General features: G+C 36.0%; 10 protein-coding genes and 3 pseudogenes. All 13 read right to left on the reverse strand.

Going from position 1 to position 11,970, the window contains the following annotated elements; genetic code table 11:
* Nucleotides 1–254 precede the first annotated feature (254 nt).
* Nucleotides 255–1,226, reverse strand: coding sequence for a UDP-glucose 4-epimerase GalE (gene galE, locus NSQ84_RS16995; protein ID WP_327873686.1), 972 nt, complete (start codon nt 1,224–1,226; stop codon nt 255–257).
* 290 nt (nt 1,227–1,516) lie between these two features.
* A pseudogene (locus NSQ84_RS17000) lies at nt 1,517–2,338 on the reverse strand (cupin domain-containing protein); the annotation flags it as partial.
* Nucleotides 2,339–2,387: 49 nt separating this feature from the next.
* A pseudogene (locus NSQ84_RS17005) lies at nt 2,388–3,960 on the reverse strand (IS66 family transposase).
* Nucleotides 3,961–4,021: 61 nt separating this feature from the next.
* Nucleotides 4,022–4,378, reverse strand: a complete 357-nt coding sequence (gene tnpB / locus NSQ84_RS17010; RefSeq protein ID WP_003352857.1) for an IS66 family insertion sequence element accessory protein TnpB — start codon at nt 4,376–4,378, stop codon at nt 4,022–4,024.
* Entirely contained in the window at nt 4,372–4,692 is a 321-nt protein-coding gene (locus tag NSQ84_RS17015; RefSeq protein WP_311066156.1) for an IS66 family insertion sequence element accessory protein TnpB, read from the reverse strand. Before NSQ84_RS17015 ends, tnpB begins: the two co-directional genes overlap by 7 nt.
* A gap of 85 nt (nt 4,693–4,777) precedes the next feature.
* Nucleotides 4,778–5,338, reverse strand: a pseudogene (locus NSQ84_RS17020) (sugar phosphate nucleotidyltransferase); the annotation flags it as partial.
* A gap of 29 nt (nt 5,339–5,367) precedes the next feature.
* Nucleotides 5,368–6,516 (reverse strand): aminotransferase class I/II-fold pyridoxal phosphate-dependent enzyme, encoded by a 1,149-nt coding sequence (locus tag NSQ84_RS17025; protein WP_339212138.1) that lies wholly within the window; start codon nt 6,514–6,516, stop codon nt 5,368–5,370.
* Between the two features lie 34 nt (nt 6,517–6,550).
* On the reverse strand, nt 6,551–7,180 hold the full coding sequence (locus tag NSQ84_RS17030) for an acetyltransferase (protein ID WP_066249387.1): 630 nt from the start codon (nt 7,178–7,180) through the stop codon (nt 6,551–6,553).
* A 16-nt stretch (nt 7,181–7,196) separates the two neighbouring features.
* Nucleotides 7,197–8,354: a UDP-N-acetylglucosamine 2-epimerase gene (gene neuC, locus NSQ84_RS17035; protein WP_327873684.1), complete on the reverse strand. Its 1,158-nt coding sequence runs from the start codon at nt 8,352–8,354 to the stop codon at nt 7,197–7,199.
* Nucleotides 8,351–9,391, reverse strand: coding sequence for an N-acetylneuraminate synthase (gene neuB, locus NSQ84_RS17040; RefSeq protein WP_066249394.1), 1,041 nt, complete (start codon nt 9,389–9,391; stop codon nt 8,351–8,353). The genes neuC and neuB overlap by 4 nt, the downstream gene beginning before the upstream one ends.
* Before the next feature lie 18 nt (nt 9,392–9,409).
* Nucleotides 9,410–10,201: an oxidoreductase gene (locus NSQ84_RS17045; RefSeq protein ID WP_327873683.1), complete on the reverse strand. Its 792-nt coding sequence runs from the start codon at nt 10,199–10,201 to the stop codon at nt 9,410–9,412.
* Between the two features lie 31 nt (nt 10,202–10,232).
* A complete protein-coding gene (locus NSQ84_RS17050) occupies nt 10,233–10,931 on the reverse strand; it encodes an acylneuraminate cytidylyltransferase family protein (RefSeq protein WP_339212139.1) in 699 nt (232 codons plus the stop codon).
* A 27-nt stretch (nt 10,932–10,958) separates the two neighbouring features.
* Nucleotides 10,959–11,942 (reverse strand): Gfo/Idh/MocA family oxidoreductase, encoded by a 984-nt coding sequence (locus NSQ84_RS17055; RefSeq protein ID WP_066249401.1) that lies wholly within the window; start codon nt 11,940–11,942, stop codon nt 10,959–10,961.
* Nucleotides 11,943–11,970: the final 28 nt, after the last annotated feature.

Consider the following 11,970-nt stretch of genomic DNA (forward strand, 5'->3'; position numbering starts at 1 on the left):
CCAGTCTTTTTGTGCCTCGCTTAAAATATCTAATGATTGAATAAAATCAGAATACCTTATTAAATCAAATTCAACTAATTTTTGGATACTTTGATGAAACTCATCGGATTCAGTAAAGTAATAAATCATGCTGCACCATAGAATACGAGTCCCCAGCGAAGCCATTTGTTTTTCATATAAATTTATCCCTTCTATTTCCTTTTAAAAACAAATTCAGCCTCCCGCTGACACTCATTCAGCAGGAGGTTTTCTATTTACTTCCCATTGCGGCTATGCCATTTCCACGCGCTTTCGATGATTTGTTCCAATGAATATTCCGCTTTCCATCCCAACTCTTCATCAATTTTTTGCGAGGATGCGACAAGATGCGCCGGGTCGCCCGAACGGCGGTCAGTATATTCAATGACGGGTTTACGTCCCGTGACTTTTTCACATGTTTCTATCACTTCTTTAACGGAATAACCTAAGCCGTTGCCGAGATTGTAAATAGCTGTTTTCTTTTTACCAGTCAACAATGCTTCAAGCGCTAAAATATGCGCCTTCGCTAAATCGGTGACATGGATATAGTCACGAATGCATGTCCCATCTGGTGTATTATAGTCCGTACCAAAGACAGAAATTTTGTCGCGCTGACCTAACAAATGCTGCAAGACAATCGGAATTAAATGCGTTTCCGGGTTATGGTCTTCGCCAATTTCTCCCGACTCATGCGCACCAGCCGCATTGAAATATCGAAGGACGACATAGTTCAAACCATACGCAGAAGCAAAATCCGCTAAAATTTGTTCGATCATTAACTTCGAACGGCCGTATGGGTTAATTGGATTTGTTGGGCAATCTTCCGTAATTAATTCGACATTCGGAATCCCATACGTTGCCGCAGTAGACGAAAAAATAAAGTTTTTCACACTATATTTCAACATTGTTTCTAGCAACGTTAATGTAGCAGCAACGTTGTTTTGATAATATTTCAGCGGATTCACCACTGATTCGCCGACTAAGCTGTTCGCCGCAAAATGCATGACAGCTTGAATCGGGTATTTTTCAAAAATCGGTTCAAGATCCGCTTTGTTCCCTAAATCCCCTTGCACAAACACCGCACGATCATCCACTAAATACCGATGACCGGTCGATAAGTTATCAAGCACAATTACTTGCTCTTTTTCCACTAACTCTTTCACTAAATGACTGCCGATATAACCGGCTCCGCCAACAACGAGAATCATATACAATCCCCCAATTTAATACGCTAACTATTTGATGGACTATTGTTATGACTGAGTTTTCTAATGCGGAAACAAGTTCTTCGCTCTCTTGTATGGATGCGCTGAAATAACCAACACTTTCCCGTTTGCTCAGAAGGAATGTCATATCCGTACAAATCCCGCAATTTCGTACCGCACCAGATGCATTCCTAGAAAACAGAGTGCATGAAAATCGATTAAAACCCTTCTTTTTCTTTTACTAACAAAAAAGAAGCTGCTAGAAGAAACACATCCTTCTAGCAGCCAAAAAATCATTTACTCGCAGATAAGCAATTTGCTTCTACTTCTTCCCATGTCATATAAATACGAACAATATCTTCTTCAATTAACTCCGTTCCTGTTTGCACTTCGATAAATTCTAAATCCGTAATCGCTTTAATTCCATGTTTCGCACCGACAGGAATTTCAAGCACATCCCCCGGCTTCACACGGCGAATTTCTCCGTTAAAAGCAAATTCCCCTTCACCTTTAATAATGGTCCACACTTCACTGCGATGATGATGCATTTGATAGCTTAAATTTTTCCCTGCGGTAACACCGATTCGTTTTGTTAATACTTCTCGTCCATCTTCAAATTTTGTATAATCTAATACCCGATACCAACCCCAGCGGCGTTCTTCGTACATTGGGCGCTGGTCAAAACCATTTACTAATTCTTTGATTTTTGGGCTCTTCGCTTTGTCAGCGACTAAAATCCCATCTGGACTTACCGCAACAACCGCATTAGATACCCCTAATACTGTTACCGGAATATCTAGCTCGTTAATGAGATGGGTATTCTCACAATCAGCACTAATAACACCCTTACCAATTTGATTTGTTGCCATTTCCTCTGTTAACGTGTTCCATGTGCCAAGGTCTTTCCAATAGCCATCATATGGCAACACAACAATGTGTTTTGTCTTTTCTACTACTTCATAGTCAAAGCTAATTTTCGGCAACTTATCATACTGCTTTAATAGCTCATCATATTGAGTTGGAAATCCCTTTTCTTGCAGCAAAGAAATAATATAGTCGAGTTTAAAAGCAAACACGCCGCAGTTCCAAAGCGCGCCTTGTTTAATTAATTCCGCTGTAAGCGTAAAATAATCCCCACCTTTTAATGATAGGGATTAAATACTATTATTGTGATAAGTTATTAAAAACCCGACAATTCAAAGGAATTGTTTTGGACCAAGGAAGTAGTTGATCAAGCTCATCCATATTGCTTATATCCATATTGGGAAGCCTTTCAAATAAGTAGCGAAGATAATAAAATGGATTTAATTTATTCTCTTTTGCTGTCTCCACAATACTGTAAATGATTGAGCTGGCCTTAGCTCCTTTCGGAGTATTGCTAAAAATCCAGTTCTTCCTTCCGATCACAAATGGTTTAATGGATCGTTCACTTCGATTATTATCGATTTCTAAACGTCCATCCTCTAAAAATGCCACGAGTTTTTCCGATTGGTTGAGGCAGTATGTAATGGCTTGACCTAATAGACTCTTTGGTAAAACATTGCTTTTCTCTGTTTTTAGCCATGCTGAAAAAGCCTCCAACAATGGTTGGCTGTGTTTAAGTCGTTTTTTATATCGTTCTTCTGGTGTACATTCTTTCAAATCACGCTCGATGGCAAATAGCTGATTACAGAAATTGAGTCCTTCCCGAGCTGTGACTGCTGAATGACGTTTGGATTCAGGAAGTACGTTTAAAGCCTCATCGAACTTTCTGCGGGCATGAGCCCAACATCCAACTAATGTTACGCCGGATACCTTATGGTATCCTGCATATCCATCGACATGCAGGTATCCTTTAAACCCTTTTAGGAATTCTTTGGCATGTTCTCCTGCTCTAGTTTCCTGATAGTCATAAAGGACAAGTGGTGGATCCTCTCTTCCAGTCCGATAAAGCCACATGTAAGATTTCGATGTACTTGACCTTCCAGGTTCATGTAAAACCTGAACAGTTGTTTCATCCGCATGTAGAATGTCTTTAGAGAGGAGATGCTCTTTCATTCGTTGATAAATTGGCGCAAGCCATTTTTCGGCACCATAAAGCATCCAATTGGCCATGGTTTGCCTGGATAAGATCACACCTAATCGTTTGAACTGTTGTTCTTGGCGATATAGAGGTAGCCCCTCTACATATTTTTGATTCATAATATATGCCATGCTTGACGGTGAAGCTAAACTTTTTGGATACACAGATTTTGGGGCAGGTGCTGTAACGATTGGTGTCTCTATTTCATTACGCTCACAATGACGGCATCCATAGACATATCGAACGTGTTTTAAAACTTTGACTTGAGCCGGAATAATCACTAATTCTTGTCGTACTTCTGTGCTCATTTCGTGTGTTTTTTCACCGCAACACGAACAGACCTGCTCTTCTTCGGGTAAACGATATTCAATCGTTTCCATAGGCAGGTTTTCAAACGTAGCTTGACGTTGACCACGTTTCTTTTTACGACGATATGTAATTGTTTCAACAGTTGGCTCTTCGGCTTTTACATTAGACTCTACCTCTGCTTCATTGAATAAAGGTAGTTCTAATTGATTAGGATTTGTTTTTTCGCTTGAAGAGCCAAATTTTCGTTTTTGACTAAGACGATACTGTTCTTCATACCAATTTCGCCGTCAATTCAACGATTTGCTGTTGAAGTTTTTCAATTAATTCAAATGGGTTTTGGTTAGGATTCTTTAAATTTTTCATCATGTAGTAATAATTCGACGGTTTTAGCTATTTTCCTCCAAGGTTTTTGTTAAAAGTAAAAAATTCATATAACTGTTCTAGCCTTTACTTCTGGGTGTGCTTTCTTTTGCTCCATTGCAAGACCATCCAATAACCAGCGTAATTGCCGATAACTAATTTGTATCGTTCCAGTGTCATTTTCATTTGGCCATTGAAATTTTCCTTTTTCCAATCGACGATAATAAAGCCAAAAACCATTATAGTCCCAGTGAAGAATTTTTAATTTATCTCGCTTTCGATTACAGAACACAAAATAACTTGATGAAAAGGGATCTAAATCAAATCCCTCTTTCACCAAAGCAGCTAATCCATCAATGGATTTTCTCAAATCAGTACTTCCTTTTGCCAAGTAAACTCGTTCAGCTCTTGTACCAACTAACATGTTGATTTCAACGTCCTAACCACTTCTGAAAGAAAGGCCGGATCGAAACCAGGTTTTACTTCAATTGAAATCCCACTAATTTCAATCCGTAATGAATTTTCAACTGTTTGTGAATGATCTTCTAGGGTAACGGATGCCCATTTTGTAGACTTTCCTTGATTTTTTATTGGATTTTCAATTTTTCTTAACCAGTATTTAAACTGGTGAATATTCCATTGATTTTCCTTGCACCAGTTTACTTGAGTTTGACCGCTTTTACGATAGTCAGCGATTCGTTGTTCCCAAACCTTTCGTAATTCAGGATTCTTAGGCATAAAAAAACCTCCTTCAATTTCATCTTGAGGAGATTATCTCATGAAATTAGCACACCAAGAAGGTGTGCAAGATTTGACGCTTACATTCCGCTGCTTTTTCTTCATTTGGTTTTTCTGTAAAATGACTTACTCTTAAATAATCACTATCACTAGATTTAGAAGCAGGAACAATATAACCGTACTTCGCAGATGGATACGTTGGCTCCACACCGATTAATGCCAAATCAGCCCCACTTGCGAGTACGGTTTTTTCTAAATCTTTTACTCGATGAAAAAAACGATCCTCCACATAAGGATCGACAGGTAACACCGCAATGACTTCATCTAAACGAATTCCTTCTATGCTATACAAATAAACCGATGCTAGAGCAATCGCTGGAAACGTATCGCGCCGCATCGGTTCAATAATAATCGATACCTCTTGTCCTAATTGGCTTTGAATCATATCGACTTGGGATTTGCTTGTCGCAATCACAGCGGAATCAGCTAGGTCAACATTTCCTAGCTGTTCCCATACGCGCTGCACCATCGACTGCAGCTCGCCGTTTTGGCTTTCTAACACTTTTAAAAACTGTTTTGAACGAGCGTCATTAGATAACGGCCAAAGGCGTTTGCCGGAGCCGCCGGAGAGTAAAACTAATTTCATTGTCTCCTCCTTGTTCAGTATCAAAGAAATTATTTTCGATAAATAGCCCTTTTAAAAGCCCAAATAACTCTGTCCTGTTGATCTGGCGTCATATTTGATCCGGAAGGTAAACATATACCATTTTCAAACAAAGCTTCTGAAACACTATAATTTTCATGATGAGGATAGTATTTTATCCCTTCAAATAATGGTTGAATATGAAGTGGTTTCCATACACGTCTAGCTTCTATGTTTTCTTTATCTAAATAATTGATTATTTCTACAGGACTAACTCTTAATTTTTCCTGATCAATCGTTAAAGTAGTTAACCATCTATTAGAAACTGTACCTTCTAACTCTGGCATAAAATAAACTCCGTCAATTTGTCCTAACTCTTCAAAATAACGCTGGAAAATAGCTCTCCTTGCCTCTATTCTATGTTCTAATACTTCTAATTGAGCACGTCCAATACCAGCCAAAACATTACTCATTCGATAGTTATAACCTAATTGGCTATGCTGATAATGGAGAGCTGGATCTCGAGCCTGTGTCGCTAAGAAGCGTGCCTTTTTTAGCGCTTCTATATCATTAGAAACTAGCATTCCTCCCCCAGAGGTAGTGATAATTTTATTTCCGTTAAAAGAATAGATTCCAAACTTTCCAAACGTACCGCTCTTTTTTCCCTTATATGTAGATCCGAGTGATTCTGCTGCATCTTCAATAACAGGTATATTATATTTATTACATAAACTCAAAATTTCATCCATCTTTGCACTTTGGCCATATAGATTAACTACAATCACTACTTTAGGCAACTTTCCTTCACGTTTTGCATCTTCAAGTGCCCTTTCTAATGCAATAGAAGACATATTCCATGTATCGGGTTCTGAATCAATAAAAACCGGCTCAGCTCCCTGATATAATATAGGGCTAGCACTAGCGATAAATGTAAGAGTAGAACAAAAAACACGATCTCCACTTTTAATATCAAGCAAACGTAATGCTAAATGAATCGCAGCTGTTCCCGAACTAACTGCAACAGCCCCCTCAATCCCTACATATTCAGCTAATTCTTTTTCAAATGCATCCACATTAGGACCTAATGGAGCAATCCAATTTGTTTTGAAGGCCTCATCAATATATTTTTGTTCATTACCACTCATATGAGGAGGCGATAAGTAAATTCTCTCTTTTAACATAGAAGACCCTTCCTTATATTAATTATTCTACAAACTAGCAACGTTTTTTTATTACCTTTGCTGGAATCCCAACAGCAACCACTGCCTCAGGAATTGGCTGAGTTACAACAGCCCCAGCCCCAATAATTGAATTGTTTCCAATCGCAATATTAGGAATAATATTGGCCCCTGTTCCAATATGTGCTAATCTACCTATTTGTACGTTTCCAGCTAAATTTGCTCCTGGCGAAACATGAGCATAATCCTCAACTACACAGTCATGTTCTATTATTGCACCTGAATTAATAATAACATGTTTTCCTACATAGGCTGACGAATTAATTACAGCGTTTGGCATAACAACGGTACCTTCTCCAATGAAAGCATTTGAACTAACTACCGCAGATCGATGAATTGCCTTTCCAAATGTAACCTTTAAACAATTTAATCTAGCGGAAATTTTTTCCCTTACTCTATTGTCACCAATAGAAATGATAAACTTCAAATTCCCTTTATACTTTTCTAACAAATAAGGTACATAATTAATATTTCCTAAAACAGGGTACCCTCTTAATTCTTGCAGTAGAGGATTATCATCTATTAGACCTATAACAGTTTCTTTATTTTCTTGTAGTATATCCAAAATAACCTTTGCGTGTCCGCCAGCCCCAATAAGTACATACATATTAGATATTACCCCTTTAATATGCAATAATCTTATTTAAAATAGTATCGTCAATAATCAAATCTTTTATTCTTTTAACTATTCTGTCACTAGCTTTCCCATCTCCATATACATTAGATACCTTTGAAACACTTTGCCTAAATGATTCGCTTAAAACTTGGTTTAGCCCTTTTTCTATATCTTCTAAAGCAGTTGTAACGTCTACAACATTACCTGAACGTTCTCTACCTTTCTGTCTATTTCCAATATTTAATACAGGTACATGAAAAGACGCTGCTTCGATAATTCCGGATGATGAATTGCCTATTAATGCTAATGAATGTTTTAAAACTGTTAAATAATCCAGATGATTAAAGTTCTTTATAAATTTAATATTAGACTGTTTATATTCGTTATATACAGCCGTAATCTCTTCTGTTCCATAATCAGAATTTGGTAGAATACAAATAATTGGTTTTTGATGCTTTATTAGTGCATCAAGAACATTTTTAATTTGATCCTTTAATGAGTGAACCTCAGTAGTAACAGGATGATACACTAATAAAAAGTAATTATTCTTCTCAATAAAACCAAGACCATACTTATCTCTAACCTCTTCAAAGGATGGGAGATTTGCCTTAAGAATAGTATCCAATCTTAACGCACCAACTTGATGAATTCTCCATTCATCTTCTCCCATTTTTTTTAATCGTTCAGCGCTTTTGGCCGTAGCCGGGAAATGAATATGAGATAATTTAGAAATAGCATGTCTTACAGATTCATCTATTGAACCAGATACTTCCCCTCCATGAAGATGAGCAACTGGAATATTTAAATGGGATGCTGCAATAGCCGCAGCAAGCATTTCTCCTCGATCACCTAAAACAAACAAAAGATCAGGTTGGTTTGTTTCTAAAACCTGGGTCATTCCAATGATCCCAAGGCCAATTGATCGTGCCATATTTGCAGAAGTAGAACCCTGCAACAAAATGTCTATTGTTCCTATAATTTTATATTTATCTGCCTTAATTTCATTTATTGTATATCCGTAAATAGGAGATAAATGCATTCCTGTGACTATCAATCCAAGCTCTAAAACAGGATCCTTTTCTATTTTTTTTAGTAGAGGGACATAAATTCCATAATCGGCTCTCGTACCTGTAACAACCACAATTTTTTTTACTTTTTTCCTCATAACACATCATCCCAAGTTAGCACTTGATCCTGTTTAAGCTTACGTTTCACCGTTTTTCCTAACAATAGATTATAATACTTTGGTGGTATACCAGTTCCAGGTCTCTTTATTACAAGGTTTTCCTTCGTTATTATATCTCCTGGTTTTAAATCTTGACTAACGACCAAACTTTTTCTTGCTACCTCCTTAGTGTTTTCCTCAGAAGGCATGCATCTTTTTACTCCATCACCTAGACCTTTCTCAATAATTCTAATAGATTTAACTAACTGTTTAAATTCATGAGGTTCCAAAGAAGCTTTATGATCGGGGCCTGGTAAATTCTTATCTAATGTAAAATGTTTCTCTATTATTCTTGCACCTAACGTTACAGCAGCTAATGCTATTTCAATCCCCTCGGTGTGATCAGAATAACCTACTACTTTATTAAATGCTTTTTGAATTGTAACCATTGCTCTTAAATTAACATCCTCGACAGGCGCAGGATAATTGGAGGTACAATGCAATAGGGCAACACTACTTTTATTTATAACTTCTAAAGCTTCCTCAATCTCTCTTAAATTAGACATTCCAGTTGATAAAATAATAGGTAGGCCAAAGTCGTTTATTTTCTTTAAAAAAGGGATATTAGTTAAATCTCCTGATCCAACTTTATAAGCATTAATACCTATTTCTTTTAGAAAGATGGCTGTTTCTTCATCAAATGGTGTAGATAAAAAGTCAATATTTTTTTTCGTACAATATTCTTTTATTATTAAATGGTCTTCACGAGATAACTCTAATTTTTTTAACATTTCCAATTGAGTTTCGTTGGTACCTGTATTGTCTTGTTGATATTTAGCCTTTTCGGCAAACCTTGAAACTAATTTATCACTTTTAAAACTTTGGAATTTTACAGCATCAGCTCCTGCTTCATATGCAGCGTCTATCATCTTAAGAGCTAAATTTAGATCTCCATTATGATTAACACCAATTTCGGCAATAATATAAGTGGAATCACTTCCACCATTCACAACAGTATTAATCTTTTGTTTCCCCATTTTTTTATCACCCCTTTCTTAGGAAGCAGTCCAACCGCCATCTACAACAATATTTTGCCCTGTAATATAATTTGATGAATCAGACGCTAAAAATACTATAACTCCTCTCAGATCCTCTTTATTTGCCATCCTTCCTAAAGGCACCATCTCTGAATATTTTTTAACAAAGGATTCAGGTTGATTATCGTATACACCACCAAAACTAATACAGTTCGCCGTTATTTGATATGGTCCTAAATAAGTAGCAAGGTATCTTGTAAAATTAATAATTCCACCTTTAATTGCAGCATATTCAGCAGGCATAGTCATATTAGTGCCTTCATAAATTTTAAACCTTGGCCCCCTCATACCATAAATTGATGCAATGTTAATTATTTTTCCAAATCTTTGTTTCATCATTTGTTTTGAGGCAACGTGGGAAACTAAAAAGTACCCGTTTAGATGCATATCAACATTTTCTTTCCAATCATTAAAATCTATATTTTCATATTTAGAACCATAATTTTTATTTCTTGGGTAAGCATTATTAACTAATACATCAATCTTTCCAAACTCACTTACAATATTGCTAATACACTTCATTACCGACTCTGGATTGGTAATATCTAAATATTTAAAAACTATTCTATTTGTTTTGTTTCGGTCATATAAATCCTTAATTAGAGATTCTGCTTTATCTTGATTAATATCTCCAATCACAACATCAGCACCATAGAAATATAGAGTCTCTACAAAGGTAGAACCTATTAAACCGGCTCCCCCAGTAACTAATATCGTTTTTCCTTCCAGATTAAATAAGTCCTCTTTCAAGAATATTCCCCCTATAAAGAAAAAAGCTATGCTAATTGATATTATTTCTCTTCATCAAGAATTCTACAAATTCGAAATCAATAGGGCGATCAATATCGATTGAACGCTCTTCTGGCATTACCACTGCCATTGTATTATCGGAAAAAACACTATCGGTATTTAATAAAAAATCTTTTTTATATACATATATAGAGGCATTCATTGCATATACCATTGGTGCATCTTGTCTCCTTGTTATCGATCTATCTAATTTTTTACACAAATAAACTCTCCCATCCTTTTCTTCTACCATATTGAAATAAGGATTTTTATGAGCCGGCGTTACACTAAAAACTACATTAGGATTTTTTTCGATCATTTTGTTTACACAATTCTCTATATCCTCAACTGTCCGTAACGGAGAAGTTGGATCTAAATCAACAATTAAATCATAACGATCATTTTCTTCTTGTTCTAGATACCTTACCGCATGTTGCAATACAGGAATTTTCGGTGACGTATCTGTTGCCAGTTCCTTCGGTCTTAAAAAAGGAACGTCTGCACCATATTGTTTAGCAACCTCTGCAATTTTAGGAGAATCTGTGGAAACTATTATACGATCAAACTTAGTATATTTTTTTGCACATTCAATTGTATATGCAATTAATGGCTTTCCGTTAAGTAAACGTATATTTTTGTTAGGTACTCCTTTAGAGCCACCTCTTGCACATATAATTGCTAAAATTCCCATTTTGTTTAGCATCCCCTATCCATGAATTTAGATAGCAATAAACCTCTTTAAAATACTAGATTTTTTCGAAGCTATTGCTATTTCCAATACCCTTTTTCCTTCCTCGATTGGAATTAATGGTTTATGACCATAAATAATGCAATCAAAAAAGTGTTCAATTTCCTCTACATACATGTCATTTCTGTCACAACTAATATTGTAAACTTCCCAATTCTGTTTACGAATATCGAAATGTTTTACAACTTCTTCTTTATAATCCCATAATATAGTTCCATATTCACCAATTATTTTACAGTTTCGACTATAATCTCTTTGTAGATAATCTAAATGGATATGCCCCAAAACCCCGTTTTTTGTTCTTAATAATACCTCAGCAATATCTTCCGTTTCAATTTCTAGTTTACTTACCTTACCCGATAAAGCGCATACCTCACTCACATCACCAATAAGCCAGTACACATAATCCAATTCATGAATTAGGTCAAGAACAGCTCCTCCACCATACTCTTCCTTAGCACTATAGGATAGACGATAATCTTGATTAGGTCTCCAATCTGGTAAGTATTGCCCTACAGATGCTGACACTGAATAAATATCACCTATAGTATTATTATCAATCAATCTTTTAACGAGCTTTAACCCAGGATGAAATCTCATGTTACAACCAACTAATACAATATTCTCCTTATTGTGAGTAACATTTATTAAATCATCTACTTTTTCGAGGCTATGAGACAACGGTTTTTCTATAAATAAGTGACAGCCCTTGTTTGCTGCTTTTATCGCAAAATCCAAATGTAAATGCGTTGGATTACAAATAAAAACAACATCAGGATTTTCAGCTAAAGCTAAATCATAGTCGGTAAATTGTTTATAAGGAATATGATTTGAAATATTGGAAGATCTATAAAGAATTACCTCTATATCAATCTTTCTGAGATTTGCAACCATTTGAAGGTTACTTAAATGTCTTCTTCCGATTGAGCCAAACCCAACGAACAATATCTTCACATTATCACCTTTTTATCAAAAAATCATA

The sequence above is a fragment of the Aeribacillus sp. FSL K6-3256 genome, assembly GCF_037965805.1.
Lineage (GTDB): Bacteria > Bacillota > Bacilli > Bacillales > Aeribacillaceae > Aeribacillus > Aeribacillus composti.

Bases quoted from the DNA above. Each gene is read 5' to 3' on its own strand.
- NSQ84_RS17025 (WP_339212138.1), bottom strand. From the start codon at position 6,516: ATGTTAAAAGAGAGAATTTACTTATCGCCTCCTCATATGAGTGGTAAT.
- tnpB (WP_003352857.1), bottom strand. From the start codon at position 4,378: ATGTTAGTTGGTACAAGAGCTGAACGAGTTTACTTGGCAAAAGGAAGT.
- neuC (WP_327873684.1), bottom strand. From the start codon at position 8,354: ATGAGGAAAAAAGTAAAAAAAATTGTGGTTGTTACAGGTACGAGAGCC.
- NSQ84_RS17030 (WP_066249387.1), bottom strand. From the start codon at position 7,180: ATGTATGTACTTATTGGGGCTGGCGGACACGCAAAGGTTATTTTGGAT.
- NSQ84_RS17015 (WP_311066156.1), bottom strand. From the start codon at position 4,692: ATGCCTAAGAATCCTGAATTACGAAAGGTTTGGGAACAACGAATCGCT.
- neuB (WP_066249394.1), bottom strand. From the start codon at position 9,391: ATGGGGAAACAAAAGATTAATACTGTTGTGAATGGTGGAAGTGATTCC.
- galE (WP_327873686.1), bottom strand. From the start codon at position 1,226: ATGATTCTCGTTGTTGGCGGAGCCGGTTATATCGGCAGTCATTTAGTG.
- NSQ84_RS17050 (WP_339212139.1), bottom strand. From the start codon at position 10,931: ATGGGAATTTTAGCAATTATATGTGCAAGAGGTGGCTCTAAAGGAGTA.